We start from the raw sequence: 18883 nt of genomic DNA, 5'->3' as shown, positions 1-18883 counted from the left end.
AACATTTGAAGTCCCTAATTTTGATGATAAAATTTAAGCTCCTATTTGTAAATAAATGGAAAAAAAAGGAATAGACAAATAAGAAGCGATCGCCTCTTTTGTGTCTCACTATCTACGAAATAATTCATCTCTATTGTTGCATAGATAGACAATAGAAGTTTTTATCCAGTCTGACTCACTTGGGGAAATAGAGATAGAAACTTTTAGCAAATCATAAATATAAATTTGATTTAGCTATATTGCTATATAGCTCTAAAGAGACGGGACTTTCAAGTTCGCTTTAAGGTAATATTTATAAAAGCTATCTGCCAACTTTTGAATAATGCGAAAAATATTTTCCCGAACCAGAATATTATTAGTAACCCTATATATTTTTCCAGTCTTATTACTCCTTTGGTTTCTCGCTAATTTTAGTGTCAATGTTCCCTACTGGGACCAATGGAGATTAACCCCTATATTTGAGAAAGTTGCTGAAGGAAACGCCACATTTTTTGACTTTTTCACAGTACACGGACATCACAGAATATTAATACCAAAATTAATCATTACTGCCTTAGCTTTTGCCACTAAATGGAACACTCAAGCTGAAATAATTTGTAGTGTAATTTTTGTCATCATCACATTTTTTGCTGTTTGTAAAATAGCCCAAATTAACTTTCATAATCAAAATCAAAATATTATAAATATAGCAAATATTTTAAGCTGTCTATTTTTATTTTCCCTAGTACAACATCAGAACTGGTTATGGGGATTTACTCTATTTTGGTTTCTCACAAACTTATGTTTAATAATGGCGGTATATTTGATTCATGTCTTAGAGAATATATCGGCAAAAAGAAGAATATTTCTAGCAGCAATATTTTGTTTTATCGGAAGTTTTACATTAATACAAGGATTATTTTCTTGGCTAGTTTTAATTCCGTCAATATTGTCTATAGAAGGGAAAGCTAAACAAAAAATTACTAGACTAGTGATCTGGAGCTTACTGTTTGTAGTTTCATGTATTATCTACGCAATTAACTTCAATCCAATTCGCGAACCAAAACCATTTTTATTTACAGAAAAACCATTTTTGATAATAAATTATTTTTTAGCCGTTATAGGTTTACCTCTAGTTAGACTTCCCATACCTGCAATTTTAACAGGATTAATATTATTCTCTAGTTTCCTATTTTTTACATATTACTTTCTCAAGAAACCTTTGTATAAACTAACTTTTTTTCCTCCTACTATTCCTTGGTTAACAATAGGTACATTTTCTATAATTTCTGCTCTATCTATTTCTGTAGGTAGAGCAGAATATGGGGTGGAAAATGCTATGACTTCTTCCCGATATACAACCACATCAATATTATTAATTATCTCTTTAGTTTATCTCTTGGCTTTGTTTATACAAAAGCAACAAAAATATTTATTAATATATAAAATTTTAGCTGTTGCAATCACAGGAATTATGCTCATAAACTCCCTCTATGTTGTGAGGAATATTAAATTAAGTTTTCCCTATATTGAGAGTCGGAAAGAATGTCTAGAAATAATTAACTATTTAGAAGATTCAGAATTTATAAAAACATCTCCAGATAGTTGTTTAGTGTTAATGAATGGCAAAACTTGGCTAGTCAGACGAGGTGCAGAAATTATGGCAAAACTCGGATGGCGAGAATTTCCTCAAAATCTACAATTTATCAAACAACCAAAACAAAATTATGGTTATTTAGATCATCCTCAAACAACTGCAAAACCTCTAATTATTAAAGGTGAAGAAACTCTAAATTTGGGAGGTTGGGCAATTCAACCTGATGGAAAAGAACAACCTAACTTAGTGTTACTTTCTTCTGGTAATAATCAAGATTTTTTTGCTAATGCTATTGTTAACTTAGAGAGTTATGATATTGCTAAAGTTATGAAGTCAAAACTTTATAGTAGAGCCAGATGGAAAGTAAAATTTTCAGCGAAATCTTTACCTGTAGGAGAAACTGTTATTAAAGCTTGGGTTTATAACCCTAATAAACAAGAATTTGTTAAATTAAACAATGAAGTTAATGTCAGGGTAGAAAAGTCTTGACTAGTATTTTAATTTAAACAGATAAGATAATAATAACCACCAAAATTTCCCATAAATGAACTTCAGGGCTAATAGCAGAAGTCTCTGAAAAGTGGCTGAAAATACTTAGTGTTCTAAAAATCACTTGATATGTGAAGATGGATTACGTTCACTGGTAATATTGAGGTTAAAATTTTAATATAGCTATCCCCAATATCATAATATAAGTAATTTTAATCCAAATATTATGCAAAAAAATTATTGCCCCTTATGTCATACAAACAAGTTTAACTATTATAAAGCAGGGGATAACTATCTATTAGCAAAATGCTCTAAATGTGGTATGGTATGGGATAATAATCCGCCAGTAAATCCTACTACTATTTATCAGGAAAGTTATTATAATAACGATTTCCCTAAAGGAGGATATTCTAATTATTTCCAAGGGATGAAAATTAATAATCAGACTTTTCGTAAACGTTTATTAAAAGCAGAGAAAAAACTTTTTGGTCAAGGTTTATTATTAGATGTGGGTTGTGCTTTAGGTGATTGTTTGGAGCAAGCAAAAGATTTAGGATGGGATAAACCTCAAGGTTTAGAAGTCTCAGAATATGCAGTAAATTTTGCTAAAAGTAGGGGCTTATCTGTACATCAAGGGGATTTGTTTAATCATAGTTTTGAACCTAATTCTTTTGATTTGATTATGTTGCAAGATATGATTGAACATACGACAGATCCTATTGCTCAATTAACAGCAGCTTATCAACTTTTGAAACCTGGAGGATGGATTTTTATTACTACTCCAAATGTGGGAGGGTTTTGGCATAGATTATTAGGGTCTTTTTGGTATCATTATAAACCAACAGAACACTTGACTTATTTCTCCCTAGATACGATAAAATTTGCTTTGGAAAAAAGTGGATTTTCTGATGTAGAATCAAAGCCGACTAGTAATTTAATGAGCCTGGGATATATTTTGAATAGATTGAAGTATTATCAGCAGGTTTTGTTCTCTTTTTTCCTCTCAATTTCTAAATTTTTTAATCTAGATAAATTGGTCTTTAATTTATGGATAGGAGAATTGGAAGCTTGGGGGCAAAAGAGGTAATAACAGTTATAAGTTAACGGTTAACAGTTATTTACTAACAGTTTTTAGCTTCTTTATATTTGATTTTATCTATCCCTCTTGATTCTAAATTCCTCAACTTTTTGGTAATAATTTTAAAGGAAGTTTCAGTTAATTTTTCCTATTCATTATCAACCAAAGTAACACTTTAATTATTTCTTATTTATCCCTAGATAGAATAAAATTTACTTTGAAAAAAAGTGGGGTTTCTGATGTAGAATCAAAGCTAACCAGTAATTTAATGAGTCTGAGATATATTTTGAATATATTGAAGTATTATTAGCAGATTTGGTTCTCTTTTTTTCTCTCAATTTCTCAATTTTTTAATCTAGATAAATTAGTCTTTAATTTATGGATAGGATAGTTATAAGCTTGGAAAAAAAAGAGGTAGTAACAGTTATTAGTTAACAGTTAACGGTTAACAGTTATTTAATAACAGTTTTTAGCTTCTTTATATTTTATTTTATCTATCCCTCTTGATTCTAAATTCCTCAACTTTTTGGTAATAATTTTAAAGGAAGTTTCAGTTAATTTTTCCTATTCATTATCAACCAAAGTAACACTTTAATTATTTCTTATTTATCCCTAGATAGAATAAAATTTACTTTGAAAAAAAGTGGGGTTTCTGATGTAGAATCAAAGCTAACCAGTAATTTAATGAGTCTGAGATATATTTTGAATATATTGAAGTATTATTAGCAGATTTGGTTCTCTTTTTTTCTCTCAATTTCTCAATTTTTTAATCTAGATAAATTAGTCTTTAATTTATGGATAGGATAGTTATAAGCTTGGAAAAAAAAGAGGTAGTAACAGTTATTAGTTAACAGTTAACGGTTAACAGTTATTTACTAACAGTTTTCAGCTTCTTTATATTTTATTTTCTCTCTCACTCTTGATTCTAAAATTATCAACTTTTTGGTAATAATTTTAAAGGAAGTTTCAGTTAATTTTTCCTATTCATTATCAACCAAAATAACACTTTAATTATTTCTTATTTATCCCTAGATAGAATAAAATTTGCTTTGAAAAAAAGTGGGGTTTCTGATGTAGAATCAAAGCTAACCAGTAATTTAATGAGTCTGAGATATATTTTGAATATATTGAAGTATTATTAGCAGATTTGGTTCTCTTTTTTTCTCTCAATTTCTCAATTTTTTAATCTAGATAAATTAGTCTTTAATTTATGAATAGGATAGTTATAAGCTTGAAAAAAAAAGAGGTAGTAACAGTTATTATCTAACAGTTTCCAGCGTCTTTATGTTTTCTGTTATCTCTTCCTATTGAGCCTAAAAATATCAACTTTTTGGTAATAAGTTTAAAGGAATTTTCACTTGATTTTCCCTATTCCCTATCAAGCAATAGAAAAATTTACTGATTTCTTATTTATTCCTAAAGACGATAAAATTAGATGTAGAAAAAAGTGAATTTTCTGATGTAAAATTAAAGCTAACCAGTAATTTAATGAGTCTGAGATAGATTTTGAATATATTGAAGTATTATTAGCAGATTTGGTTCTCTTTTTTTCTCTCAATTTCTCAATTTTTTAATCTAGATAAATTAGTCTTTAATTTATGGATAGGATAGTTATAAGCTTGAAAAAAAAAGAGGTAGTAACAGTTATTATCTAACAGTTTCCAGCGTCTTTATATTTTCTGTTATCTCTTCCTATTGAGCCTAAAAATATCAACTTTTTGGTAATAAGTTTAAAGGAATTTTCACTTGATTTTCCCTATTCCCTATCAAGCAATAGAAAAATTTACTGATTTCTTATTTATTCCTAAAGACGATAAAATTAGATGTAGAAAAAAGTGAATTTTCTGATGTAAAATTAAAGCTAACCAGTAATTTAATGAGTCTGAGATAGATTTTGAATATATTGAAGTATTATTAGCAGATTTGGTTCTCTTTTTTTCTCTCAATTTCTCAATTTTTTAATCTAGATAAATTAGTCTTTAATTTATGGATAGGATAGTTATAAGCTTGAAAAAAAAAGAGGTAGTAACAGTTATTATCTAACAGTTTCCAGCGTCTTTATATTTTCTGTTATCTCTTCCTATTGAGCCTAAAAATATCAACTTTTTGGTAATAAGTTTAAAGGAATTTTCACTTGATTTTCCCTATTCCCTATCAAGCAATAGAAAAATTTACTGATTTCTTATTTATTCCTAAAGACGATAAAATTAGATGTAGAAAAAAGTGAATTTTCTGATGTAAAATTAAAGCTAACCAGTAATTTAATGAGTCTGAGATAGATTTTGAATATATTGAAGTATTATTAGCAGATTTGGTTCTCTTTTTTTCTCTCAATTTCTCAATTTTTTAATCTAGATAAATTAGTCTTTAATTTATGGATAGGATAGTTATAAGCTTGAAAAAAAAAGAGGTAGTAACAGTTATGATTTAACAGTTAACAGTTAACAGTTATTATCTAACAGTTTCCAGCGTCTTTATATTTTCTGTTATTTCTTCCTATTGAGTCTAAAAATATCAACTTTTTGGTAATAAGTTTAAAGGAATTTTCACTTGATTTTCCCTATTCCCTATCAAGCAATAGAAAAATTTACTGATTTCTTATTTATTCCTAAAGACGATAAAATTAGATGTAGAAAAAAGTGAATTTTCTGATGTAAAATTAAAGCTAACCAGTAATTTAATGAGTCTGAGATAGATTTTGAATATATTGAAGTATTATTAGCAGATTTGGTTCTCTTTTTTTCTCTCAATTTCTCAATTTTTTAATCTAGATAAATTAGTCTTTAATTTATGGATAGGATAGTTATAAGCTTGAAAAAAAAAGAGGTAGTAACAGTTATGATTTAACAGTTAACAGTTAACAGTTATTATCTAACAGTTTCCAGCGTCTTTATATTTTCTGTTATTTCTTCCTATTGAGTCTAAAAATATCAACTTTTTGGTAATAAGTTTAAAGGAATTTTCACTTGATTTTCCCTATTCCCTATCAAGCAATAGAAAAATTTACTGATTTCTTATTTATTCCTAAAGACGATAAAATTAGATGTAGAAAAAAGTGAATTTTCTGATGTAGAATCAAAGCTAACCAGTAATTTAATGATTCTGAGATATATTTTGAATATATTGAAGTATTATTAGCAGATTTGGTTCTCTTTTTTTCTCTCAATTTCTCAATTTTTTAATCTAGATAAATTAGTCTTTAATTTATGGATAGGATAGTTATAAGCTTGAAAAACAAGAGGTAGTAACAGTTATTATTTAACAGTTACCAGTTACAGTTATTATCTAACAGTTTCCAGTGTCTTTATATTTTCTGTTATCTCTTCCTATTGAGTCTAAAAATATCAACTTTTTGGTAATAAGTTTAAAGGAATTTTCACTTGATTTTCCCTATTCCCTATCAAGCAATAGAAAAATTTACTGATTTCTTATTTATTCCTAAAGACGATAAAATTAGATGTAGAAAAAAGTGAATTTTCTGATGTAAAATTAAAGCTAACCAGTAATTTAATGAGTCTGGGATCTATTTTGAATAGATTAAAGTATGATCAGTAGGTTTTGTTCTATTTTTTATTATCAATTTCCTGGTTTAATTTTTTTTTACTAGATAAATTAGTCTTTGATTTATGGATAGGAGAATTGTAAACTTGGAAAAAATAAATAGTATTTACCTTATTCCTTATCCTTTATAAAAAATGAGGTCAAAAAAATGAATGTAATTCAAACAGAAATTCCTGAAGTATTATTAATAGAGCCAAAAGTTTTTGGAGACGAACGTGGCTTTTTTATGGAGAGTTTTAATCAACGTAATTTTTCCGAAAAAACAGGAGTAAATCTCGAATTTGTGCAAGATAATCATTCTCGTTCTAGCCAAGGTGTACTTCGAGGTTTGCATTATCAAATTCAACAAGCTCAAGGCAAATTATTAAGAGTAGTTTTGGGAGAAATATTTGATGTTGCTGTAGACATTCGGAAAAATTCTCCTAATTTTGGTAAGTGGGTAGGCTATCTTTTAAGTGCAGAAAATAAACGACAACTTTGGGTGCCTCCTGGTTTTGCTCATGGTTTTTTTGTAGTGTCTGAAACTGCGGATGTTTTGTATAAAACTACTGATTATTATGCACCTGAATATGAGCGTTCAATTCTGTGGAATGATTCAGAAATTGGGATTAGTTGGCCAATAAATGGAATTGAGGTAAAATTGTCTCAAAAAGATAAAGATGGTACAACTTTGAAAGAGGCTGATTTGATGTAAATACTCTACAAAAGGGATTTACTTAAGTCTACGCTTTATAAGTTTTATAAATAGTATTGCAATAGTAGTGCTATATTTTATCTTCCTTATTCTATGAAATTAAATTAACTGAAGTCAAAAAAATGAATGTAATTGAAACATAAATTCCTGAAGTATTATTAATATAACTAAAAGTTTTTGGAGACGAATATGGCTTTTTTATGGAGAGTTTTAATTAACGTAATTTTTCCAAAAAAACAGGAGTAAATCTCGAATTTGTGCAAGATAATCATTCTCGTTATAGTGAAGGTTTACTTCGAGCTTTGCATTATCAAATTCAACAAGCTTAAGGTAAATTATTAAGAGTAGTTTTGGGAGAAATATTTGATGTTGCTATAGACATTCGGAAAAATTCTCCTAATTTTGGTAAGTTGGGTAGGTGCTGTTTAAGTGCAGAAAATAAACGACAACTTTGGGTGCCCCCTGGTTTTGCTCATGGTTTTTTAGTAGTGTCTGAAACTGCGGATGTTTTGTATAAGATTACTAATTATTCTGTACCTCAATATGAGGGTTTAATTCTAAGGTAAAAGCCAAAAGCAAAAGAAAAAATTATGCTCATAAATATGGTTTATTTTGTTAGGTAAGAGAGTGTTATTATGTTTTTTATATTTTAATTTTAGGTGATTATTATGAGTAAGTAACACGATAGTGTTGATGATTTGATATATTTTCTATAATTACTACTAGATTATACTTTTCTACTTTTTTCTCAGTTAATTTTTTATTTAAATAAGGATGATATATTTAGATATATTTTAACGACTGAGTCAAATATAGAGAATAATTAATCAGAAGCACTAAAGGGAATTTTCTTATATACAGATGTAGATAGAGATATAGTTAATTATACAAGAGATAATTTTCAGGAATTTGATTAGTTAACTGGAAATTAGTAAAATATACATATTAGAAAAAACTCAGTCTAACCTTGAATAACTCAGAAAGTATTGGCAGCCAATTCTTTATTCAGAGTTGTATGAAAAGTTTTTTTAAGTATATGGTTATTTAAAACTCAATTATTTAATAGAAACGAATCCTAATATCTAGGTAGATAACTAGATATTCTGCTCGGAGAATTATCTTGTTGAGTCTTATTACTACCATGAACAGATGTATATGTTTTATAAAATTGATTATTCCTATTCAAGAAGTATCAGCTAGTTATTTTAGAAAAATATTTTTGACTTGAGAACAGATAGTTAAGCAAGGAGAGTAAAAAAATAAATATGAAGCCATAACAATCAGATATTAGCAACTTGATAGAATACTTAGATAAAAAAAATCGGAGGAAAATAAAAAAGAAAAACATCTAAATATTAACCATAATAACTATTTAACTACTGAACCAAAATAATCATTAAAATAAGTGGCAAAAAAATTAAATTTTACTACAAAAATATCAAAAATAGACTTTGCCTAAAACTAGACTAATTACTTATAAATTGCTACTCATCCAATTAAATAAATTCAAAAATATGCTTCTATAAAATTATGAATAATTACAATTGATAAAAATCTTAAAATAAGCTTTTACAAAAAATAGATCCCTCTCCCAGTTAATATTATCATGGAGCCAATAGAAGGTTGAAGTTATGCTAATTAAAGAATAGAATAGGGAGTTAAAACTCTAAGCTAAAAATCATTTTTTTCAAATCTAATCAAAATAAAATCGAAAAATTTAACTGAAACTTAGTCACGAAAAATTACCAATGAAAATCTTATTAACAGGTATTAACGGACAACTAGGAAACCAGCTACAAACACCTCTCAAAAAAATAGGAGAAGTATCAGTAGTGGGGCGAGAAAACTTAGACCTAGCAGACTCCAATGCTATCTCCCAACTTATAGGCCAAGTTCAACCAGAACTAATTATCAATGCTGCAGCTTATACAGCAGTTGACAAATCTGAAAAGGAACCAGAATTAGCTGATGCTGTCAATAGGATCGCTCCTGGAATTATGGCAAAAGAGGCAAAAAAGTTGGGGGCAACCTTAATACACATTTCCACCGACTATGTTTTTGATGGTAGTCAAAGCAGGCCCTACACAGAAACCGACTTGACTAACCCCCTCGGAATTTATGGTAAATCTAAGTTAGCTGGAGAAGAGGCAATTCGAGAAACAGAAGTTAATCATATTATTATCAGAACAGCTTGGGTCTATGGAGCCTATGGAAAAGGTAACTTTGTCAAAACTATGTTGCGCTTAGGTAAGGATAGAGAAGAATTAAGGGTTGTCTATGATCAGGTCGGTTGCCCAACTTGGACTGGAGACTTAGCAGAGGCGATCGCTCAAATTATTCCTCATCTTAATTCCCAAACTTATGGAACTTATCACTATACAAATAGTGGAGCTATTAGTTGGTATGATTTTGCTATGGCTATTTTTGAGGAAGCAAAAAAACTGGGTTTTCCTTTAGAGGTAAAACGAGTAGTTCCCATTACTACTGCCGAGTATCCAACTCCAGCAAAACGACCTGCCTTTTCAGTTTTGAATAGTGGCAAAATTTCAAAAGTTTTGGGAAACCATCCTCCATACTGGTTAAATAGTTTGAGGCAAATGTTAAAGCAGTTAGCTGCTGTAACCAATTAACAATTTGACAGCTAGAATTTTTGTGATTTAAATTTGGAGCTAATGAATACTATTGCTACTCCGTCTCCTTGGATAAAAATCTTTCAACCTTGTCCTCAACCTCAACTACGTTTATTCTGTTTTCACCCTTCTGCTGCTGGTGCTACTCTTTTTCGCCTCTGGGGAAAATACTTGCCTTCAAATATAGAGGTCTGCGCTATACAACTACCAGGAAGGGAAACTCGAATCAAAGAAACCCTGATTACCAAATGGGATGACCTCTTATCTCCATTAATTCAAGAATTACAACCCCTAATTACAGAATACCCCTTTGTATTTTTCGGGCATAGTCTCGGCGCATTAATAAGTTTTGAAGTAGTTCGTCAACTACGCAGGCAAAAACTTCCTATTCCTAAATATATGTTTGTTTCTGGTCGTCGCCCTCCTCATATTCCTATTGATAACCTACGTCATCAAGCACCTAATCCGATCTTAATTTCCATATTGCGTGAATACGGTGGTACCCCTGAGGCAGTCCTGCAAAACCAAGACTTAATGGAATTATTTTTACCTATTTTGCGAGCTGACTTTACCCTCAATGAAAAATATATTTATTTTCCTGAAGCACCCTTTGAGTTTCCTATCGTTGCTTTTAGAGGTACAGATGATATAGAAGTTAGTAAGCAAAAGTTATCTCAATGGGAACAGCATACTATTAGTAACTTTGCCTTACATGAATTTCCAGGAGGTCATATGTTTTTCCAACAACAACCAAAAGTTTTAATTGAGGCAATCTTAAAATTTATATGAGATAATTATGTAAGTATTCAGCCCTCAGCTATCAGCTAGAAGGAGAAATTAGCCTCCCAGAAGAATTAAAAGTCTGATAGGAAAAAAATGATTAGCTTTATTTATATTTTTCCCAGCATGACCTAGGAAAAGCGCTCAAGCTGACTGCTAATAGCTGAATGCTTATATAATTTTAGGGAACAGTTATTAGTTATCAGTTATCAGTGCCTCCAGCTTAAAATTAATCTCTTTCCTTACTTCTTATTTTCTATTCCCTAAAGTTCTAAAATTTTGTACCTCCAATACTTGCAAAACGGCTGTAGATATATGATACTTTTGTTTGCTGAGGATAACCAAGTTTTAAAATATTTTCAATGAAAATTTCTAATTACTTAAAATTGAGCAGATTACTTATTTTTATCCTATCAAATATCTGTAATTTTTATTCCTCAAGTATGGCTGATGAACTTTCTTTAATAGAGAGATAGAGCCCTTAAATTTTTGTCAAAAATGATGAAGTAGGTTCAGTTAATTGGATTAATAATAAAAAAAAATTATAATCCCTAAAATTAGTCAAAAAAGGTAAATTTACTATCCTTGATAATGGTTATCAAAGTTATGCTCCGGTATTTGGCAAACGTAATTGGAAATTAATAATTCCCGGTCTACTAAACTATAAATTATCCGGAGGAAATGAAGTTATTGCTCATCATGAGTATGTGGTTACTGAGTTAGGTAAAGTTGGTAATCAATTTGATAGTTTAGGTTATATTGGCGTCAATACTTATCAAAGAAAATATTTTGATAATGGTAACTTTTTAGAATACTTTGGAACACCCTATGGTTTCAATAAATTGGGAGTAGAAAAAATTGGAGAGTTAGAGTATGTCACTAGGAGAGTGTTGTTAAATATTGATGCTTATTGAGGATTTGAAAGTTTACCAATTCCCCAAGGTAATGGTAATAATTCCTGGATCATTATTACCATTAATCATAATTAAAGGAGCAATAAAAAAAAGCAAAAAATAGCTCGAATAAAATAATAGAATATAGTTATTTTTTACACAGGTAATAGTAATTACTGGGGAAAAGAATGGGATAGTCTGATTCCTTAAAAAAAAGCCAAAAATAGTCAAATATTTAATTATGGAAGGCTTAGACCTGATATTAATAGCCGTCGTTATTTATCTACCTTAAAAATAGTGATGGTAGGGTCAGATATTTGGGGAACTGAAGCTATTTCTGCTGAAGACTTAAATCGACCTTTTGACTTTCATATAGAATGTGGTTAAACACGGCATTATTAATTTTAATGACTTGGATATTAGTCAATTAATAGAGGATAAAGTTGGCGAATTTATCTTTGTTTTTGTACTTCTAACAATGAAAGAGGTAACAGGTTCACCAGGTAATTATATTACTATTTATTAATGGAAGGCTTAGACCTGATATTAATAGTTGTCGTTATTTATCTACCTTAAAAATAGTGATGGTAGGGTCAGATATTTGGGGAACTGAAGCTATTTCTGCTGAAGACTTAAATCGACCTTTTGACTTTCATATAGAATGTGGTTAAACACGGCATTATTAATTTTAATGACTTGGATATTAGTCAATTAATAGAGGATAAAGTTGGCAAATTTATCTTTGTTTTTGTACTTCTAACAATGAAAGAGGTAACAGGTTCACCAGGTAATTATATTACTATTTATTAATGGAAGGCTTAGACCTGATATTAATAGTTGTCGTTATTTATCTACCTTAAAAATAGTGATGGTAGGGTCAGATATTTGGGGAACTGAAGCTATTTCTGCTGAAGACTTAAATCGACCTTTTGACTTTCATATAGAATGTGGTTAAACACGGGATTATTAATTTTAATGACTTGGATATTAGTCAATTAATAGAGGATAAAGTTGGCAAATTTATCTTTGTTTTTGTACTTCTAACAATGAAAGAGGTAACAGGTTCACCAGGTAATTATATTACTATTTATTAATGGAAGGCTTAGACCTGATATTAATAGTTGTCGTTATTTATCTACCTTAAAAATAGTGATGGTAGGGTCAGATATTTGGGGAACTGAAGCTATTTCTGCTGAAGACTTAAATCGACCTTTTGACTTTCATATAGAATGTGGTTAAACACGGGATTATTAATTTTAATGACTTGGATATTAGTCAATTAATAGAGGATAAAGTTGGCAAATTTATCTTTGTTTTTGTACTTCTAACAATGAAAGAGGTAACAGGTTCACCAGGTAATTATATTACTATTTATTAATGGAAGGCTTAGACCTGATATTAATAGTTGTCGTTATTTATCTACCTTAAAAATAGTGATGGTAGGGTCAGATATTTGGGGAACTGAAGCTATTTCTGCTGAAGACTTAAATCGACCTTTTGACTTTCATATAGAATGTGGTTAAACACGGCATTATTAATTTTAATGACTTGGATATTAGTCAATTAATAGAGGATAAAGTTGGCAAATTTATCTTTGTTTTTGTACTTCTAACAATGAAAGAGGTAACAGGTTCACCAGGTAATTATATTACTATTTATTAATGGAAGGCTTAGACCTGATATTAATAGTTGTCGTTATTTATCTACCTTAAAAATAGTGATGGTAGGGTCAGATATTTGGGGAACTGAAGCTATTTCTGCTGAAGACTTAAATCGACCTTTTGACTTTCATATAGAATGTGGTTAAACACGGGATTATTAATTTTAATGACTTGGATATTAGTCAATTAATAGAGGATAAAGTTGGCAAATTTATCTTTGTTTTTGTACTTCTAACAATGAAAGAGGTAACAGGTTCACCAGGTAATTATATTACTATTTATTAATGGAAGGCTTAGACCTGATATTAATAGTTGTCGTTATTTATCTACCTTAAAAATAGTGATGGTAGGGTCAGATATTTGGGGAACTGAAGCTATTTCTGCTGAAGACTTAAATCGACCTTTTGACTTTCATATAGAATGTGGTTAAACACGGGATTATTAATTTTAATGACTTGGATATTAGTCAATTAATAGAGGATAAAGTTGGCAAATTTATCTTTGTTTTTGTACTTCTAACAATGAAAGAGGTAACAGGTTCACCAGGTAATTATATTACTATTTATTAATGGAAGGCTTAGACCTGATATTAATAGTTGTCGTTATTTATCTACCTTAAAAATAGTGATGGTAGGGTCAGATATTTGGGGAACTGAAGCTATTTCTGCTGAAGACTTAAATCGACCTTTTGACTTTCATATAGAATGTGGTTAAACACGGCATTATTAATTTTAATGACTTGGATATTAGTCAATTAATAGAGGATAAAGTTGGCAAATTTATCTTTGTTTTTGTACTTCTAACAATGAAAGAGGTAACAGGTTCACCAGGTAATTATATTACTATTTATTAATGGAAGGCTTAGACCTGATATTAATAGCCGTCGTTATTTATCTACCTTAAAAATAGTGATGGTAGGGTCAGATATTTGGGGAACTGAAGCTATTTCTGCTGAAGACTTAAATCGACCTTTTGACTTTCATATAGAATGTGGTTAAACACGGGATTATTAATTTTAATGACTTGGATATTAGTCAATTAATAGAGGATAAAGTTGGCAAATTTATCTTTGTTTTTGTACTTCTAACAATGAAAGAGGTAACAGGTTCACCAGGTAATTATATTACTATTTATTAGTAGCTGTACCAGAAATATTTTGTGTCTTTAATTATTAGTATTTGGTCTACAGGTATTATTTTGTAAGGAAGTAATACTATACCTCGACTGAGGGAAAATTAAAATTTATCCTCAAAGCTAAAATTTACTTGTTAATAGCTGAATTCTTATCTTTTATGCCGAGGATAATAATTTTTTGTGACAAATTTAGACACGTTAGAGACAAGCTTCCTATCTTTAAAGTTAAGCTATTTAATTCATTAAAAGATTTAGCAAAAGTAGAAAGGCTAATTAGTAGATATCAAGAAATAGATCAGATTCATGGATACTGCTCTGACGAGAATAATTACTGCCTTTGGAGGATAAAAGTTTGAAAATAAAAATTATCCCTATATTCAAAATTAGGATAGACAGTTCATAAATCAGGGTAAATAAAGAGTCTGAAAAAAACTTGGTGTTTTATTAGTAGTAAAGTGTTATATTAGTAAGATGTTATACTCAGAAATATTTTTGCCATAAATCAAAGAAAATTTGTTAATATAAAACAAGTAAGTTGCTTGAAGAACGTAATTTTTAATGAAGATAAACCGCAAATAAAAGAGTTACAAAAAAGTCTAAACATTTCACTTTTGTACATAATAATCATGAATGTTTACTGAGGTTTTACTTTCAAATAAATAAAACAAGGAATATATTGGTTTGAAAATAATAGGGGTAAAATTTTAAGACTCTCTACTTAAATAGACAATAAAATATATTTTCAGTAAAAATTTAGGTGATAAAAAAATGATAATAAAACGACAATATTTTGTTTTAACTCTAGGAGCATAATTTTTTAGTCTCAAAAAATAGAAAAAGTTATTTTCTCTGTAAAATCCAAATAAATTAAATTCAAATTTATCAATATTAGGGTCAAAAATAAAAATTTTTTCCCGAAGTTGACTACTAATTTTGGAGAAGGAAAACCTCCTAGTTAAAAAAGGGAGTAATTAGAAAAAAATTATCCACAAAATCTCTTTGACAGACCACTAGTCAAGTCTATTCTTTTTTCAAACATTCTAAGTAGCATAACAAAGATTAACCTGTTTCAAATTAATCTGTAAATCTGTGGCAAAATTCCTGTCTTGTATTCCTATTTATGTTAGCAAAAAAAAAATCAGAAGTTAATTTTATAATCCTCACAATTATCACAATTCTACTACCTGCTTTTTATGTACTTTTTATGATATCAAAGGCGGGAGAATTACTAAATTTCGATTATTGGTGGATGATTAAAAATATCTATTCTATAGATGGTTTCTCCACTAATATTTTTGACTGGATCTTTCGGGCAAATGAACATTTTGTCTTAATTCCTGCCATAATTTATGCCCTGAATATTGTTATTACTAAAGGTTCCAATATTGGGTTATGTCTAACTACATTTTTCCTAGCTTGTGTTCAGGGAATTTTATTAAAAATCTTAGTACCTAATACTCTCAAAAAACATCGTCCGATACTTTTCTTACTAATTTTATTTATCTCAGTTTTTAACTTTACCCCTGCTGCTGCTCATAACTGGATGCGCGGATATAGTGGAGTACATTGGGTAATTGCTAATTTATTTGTCATTGCCTCAATTTTTTGCGTCAAAAAATTACTAGAATCTCAACAAAATAGATTTGCTATTACTAGTATAACCTTGGGAATTTTAGGATGTATTAGTTATAGTACCGCTCTAGGAATTTGGCCTATATTATGTGGAGTTGCCATTCTATATAAATTGCCAAAAAAGTTGACTTTCTCTTATCTATTTTTTTCTGTTTTAGTAATAGGTATTTATTTTATCACCTACACAACACCCTCTCATCATCCCTCATTATCTAAACTGAATTTTCTTGATATAGTTACTTACATTCCTATTTATTTAGGAGCAATTTTTACTCATAATATTTCCCTGGCTTTGGCAATAGGTTGGGTAGGATTAGTTTTAGCAGGAATATTTTTAATTTATTGGTTATTTATAATTTATCCTCAAGATTGGTTGCCCTGGTTATCAATAATAATTTATACTTTGGGTACTGCTTTGATGGCTGCTGTTAGTCGTTCTGGGTTTGGAATAGAACAAGCGATCGCTTCTCGTTACGGAACCCTACCTGCTCTATTCTGGTTAAGTCTAATTATTCTGATTTTTTTATGGTTAAAACAACAACAATTTACCCCAAGAAGACAATGGTATTTTGTTGCTCCATTAGTGGCACTTTTGACTATTTTGATTATATTAATGTATCGAGTAGGTACAGAAACTTTTAAAGAAATTGCTCATCGGGCAACTTTTCAACCTTTAGTAGCATTATCCTTACAAATAGGAGTTTTAGATCCGACTTTAATTCAAGAGAAAGTTGGTAACCGACCTGCTGCTTTTTTAGGGTTAGTAGATGCTTTGAAATCTGATAGTTTAGTACCTTTTAATCGAGATATAAAAAAGGATAATTTTTGTGCTAATTTGGATGAGAAAATTAATTCTAATTTATTAACTGGAAAACTGCCAGAAAATTGGCAGGGATATTTTGATAATGTGACTAAATTTTCTCCAACTACAGCAAGAGTAAATGGATGGGTTAGTAAAGTTAAAAGTAAACTCCCCTCTTACTCTTCCCAAGCTAGGAAGTCAGACCCACTATTACCTCCTTCAAACTGGGAAGTAAAAAGTCAAGAGAATGTTCAGATTAAATGTATTGCTATTTTGAATCAAGAAAATGTAGTAAAAGGTTTTGGAATGTCTGGTTTTCCTCGTGCTGATGTAGCAAATTTATTAGGAGCAGAATATGAATTTTCAGGTTGGAAAGGATATATTGAGGTCAAAAGTGAAAAGTCAAAACTCGAAAGTCAAGAGAATGTTCAAATCTCAGCCAAGGAAATTCTAACAGCTTATGTTAAGTTGAAAAATCGTCAAGATTGGATAGCTTTAACAAATAAACATAGTTTTGATGGTGGTAGTGCATTATAATGGTAGTCTATTGTAATTATTTTGGTTAGCTACAACAATACTGGGAGTATCTGGCTCCCTTGTCTAATGTTGTTAATCCTGATTTTCAATTACTAGAACAATCCTAAATAGAAAAATTTATGCTTATGTCATAGTATTTTTTTCACAAATAATTTACGGTTTATATACGCATAACTACCGTTTTAATAAGTATAAAAAGTCGTCAATATAGTTTTGAAAATTATAATTTAAGATTGAATAATAGACTTTTACGAAAATCAAAAATAAAATTAACTATGAACCAGAAATTATTAATTAATTCTCTGTATTTCCTATTACCAATTCCCTCTTATTTATTTTATGGAGATATTTAATATATACCTCAGTTTTGTAATTCCTGTTTATAATGAAGAAGTTACAATCAAACCCTTGTTTGAGAGAATTTTGGATGTAATGAATTTAGGAAAAATTGATAATTATGAAATCATTTTTGTGGATGATGGTAGTAGCGATCGCTCTTGGATAGAGATTAATAAATTAATCAAAAAACACCCCCGTCAAGTCAAAGGAATTAGATTAAGAAGAAACTTTGGTAAATCTTCTGCTTTATCTGCTGGATTTAAAAAAACTAGAGGAAATATTATCTTTACTTTAGACGCAGACTTACAAGATGATCCTGCGGAAATACCTAAATTTTTGGAAAAGTTAGAGTCAGGATATGATTTAGTTTCTGGATGGCGAAAACATCGTAATGACCCTCTTTCTAAAACATTACCCTCGAAATTATTTAATGGAGTTACATCGGTTTTAACTGGAGTCAAATTACATGATTTTAATTGTGGCTTAAAAGCTTATAAAAAAGAGGTATTAGATTGTATAAAGGTCTATGGAGAATTACATCGTTATATTCCGGTATTAGCTCATAGTTTAGGATTTAAAATTACTGAAGTAGTTGTAGAACATCATAGTCGTACAAAGGGTAAATCCAAGTATGGTTTAGAACGTTATACTCGTGGATTTATTGATCTATTAACAGTTTTAGTAACTACTTATTATTTACATAAACCAGGTCATTTGTTTGGTAGTTTAGGATTATTATTTGGTGTTATAGGAATGACATCTTTGGGATATTTAATTGTACTTTGGTTTATGGAGATTCGACCGATAGGTAATCGCCCTTTATTTTTATTTGGAATTTTGTGTATTATTCTTTCTGTACAGTTAATATCTTTAGGAATTTTGGCAGAATTAATTACTAAAAATGTAGATGATAATTATGTGGATAAACAAATTTGTGAATTTATTGAAGAAGAGTAGGTTTGAGGTGGTAGATTTTTATGATACTACCAAGTATATTAGGTTCAGTAAATAAACCTAATACTAATGTTAATATGTTTTTGTTATACTTTGTTGAGTGAAAGAGTAGAGGAGTAGAGG

The 18883-nt window shown here is 29.5% G+C and carries 8 protein-coding genes and 1 pseudogene; all 9 read left to right on the top strand.

Annotated elements, in window-relative coordinates; translation table 11 throughout:
• Positions 1-322 precede the first annotated feature (322 nt).
• The 9 genes and pseudogenes from TERY_RS06255 (at position 323) to TERY_RS06210 (ending at position 18763) form a co-directional block, all read left to right on the top strand.
• On the top strand, positions 323-2065 hold the full coding sequence (locus tag TERY_RS06255) for a hypothetical protein (RefSeq protein ID WP_011611041.1): 1743 nt from the start codon (positions 323-325) through the stop codon (positions 2063-2065).
• 226 nt (positions 2066-2291) lie between these two features.
• Positions 2292-3152, top strand: coding sequence for a methyltransferase domain-containing protein (locus TERY_RS06250; RefSeq protein ID WP_011611040.1), 861 nt, complete (start codon positions 2292-2294; stop codon positions 3150-3152).
• A gap of 3700 nt (positions 3153-6852) precedes the next feature.
• Entirely contained in the window at positions 6853-7398 is a 546-nt protein-coding gene (rfbC, locus tag TERY_RS06245; RefSeq protein WP_011611039.1) for a dTDP-4-dehydrorhamnose 3,5-epimerase, read from the top strand.
• Positions 7399-7541: 143 nt separating this feature from the next.
• Positions 7542-7958 (top strand): annotated as a pseudogene (rfbC, locus tag TERY_RS30060) (dTDP-4-dehydrorhamnose 3,5-epimerase); the annotation flags it as partial.
• A 1188-nt stretch (positions 7959-9146) separates the two neighbouring features.
• A complete protein-coding gene (gene rfbD, locus TERY_RS06235; RefSeq protein WP_011611038.1) occupies positions 9147-10028 on the top strand; it encodes a dTDP-4-dehydrorhamnose reductase in 882 nt (293 codons plus the stop codon).
• Positions 10029-10070: 42 nt separating this feature from the next.
• Positions 10071-10817, top strand: coding sequence for a thioesterase domain-containing protein (locus tag TERY_RS06230; RefSeq protein WP_011611037.1), 747 nt, complete (start codon positions 10071-10073; stop codon positions 10815-10817).
• A gap of 698 nt (positions 10818-11515) precedes the next feature.
• Positions 11516-11722: a hypothetical protein gene (locus TERY_RS34645; RefSeq protein WP_011611036.1), complete on the top strand. Its 207-nt coding sequence runs from the start codon at positions 11516-11518 to the stop codon at positions 11720-11722.
• 3978 nt (positions 11723-15700) lie between these two features.
• Positions 15701-17467 (top strand): hypothetical protein, encoded by a 1767-nt coding sequence (locus tag TERY_RS06215; RefSeq protein WP_370496718.1) that lies wholly within the window; start codon positions 15701-15703, stop codon positions 17465-17467.
• 339 nt (positions 17468-17806) lie between these two features.
• Positions 17807-18763, top strand: coding sequence for a glycosyltransferase (locus TERY_RS06210; protein WP_011611034.1), 957 nt, complete (start codon positions 17807-17809; stop codon positions 18761-18763).
• Positions 18764-18883 lie beyond the last annotated feature (120 nt).

It is taken from the genome of Trichodesmium erythraeum IMS101, assembly GCF_000014265.1.
Lineage (GTDB): Bacteria > Cyanobacteriota > Cyanobacteriia > Cyanobacteriales > Microcoleaceae > Trichodesmium > Trichodesmium erythraeum.
The sequence above is the reverse complement of the archived record's forward strand: the minus strand, read 5'-3'. Positions and strand labels throughout refer to the sequence as shown.

Excerpts from the sequence above, each read along its gene's own strand:
- rfbC (WP_011611039.1), top strand. The coding sequence starts at position 6,853 with ATGAATGTAATTCAAACAGAAATTCCTGAAGTATTATTAATAGAGCCA.
- TERY_RS06210 (WP_011611034.1), top strand. The coding sequence starts at position 17,807 with ATGGAGATATTTAATATATACCTCAGTTTTGTAATTCCTGTTTATAAT.
- TERY_RS06230 (WP_011611037.1), top strand. The coding sequence starts at position 10,071 with ATGAATACTATTGCTACTCCGTCTCCTTGGATAAAAATCTTTCAACCT.
- rfbD (WP_011611038.1), top strand. The coding sequence starts at position 9,147 with ATGAAAATCTTATTAACAGGTATTAACGGACAACTAGGAAACCAGCTA.
- TERY_RS06250 (WP_011611040.1), top strand. The coding sequence starts at position 2,292 with ATGCAAAAAAATTATTGCCCCTTATGTCATACAAACAAGTTTAACTAT.
- TERY_RS06255 (WP_011611041.1), top strand. The coding sequence starts at position 323 with ATGCGAAAAATATTTTCCCGAACCAGAATATTATTAGTAACCCTATAT.
- TERY_RS06215 (WP_370496718.1), top strand. The coding sequence starts at position 15,701 with ATGATATCAAAGGCGGGAGAATTACTAAATTTCGATTATTGGTGGATG.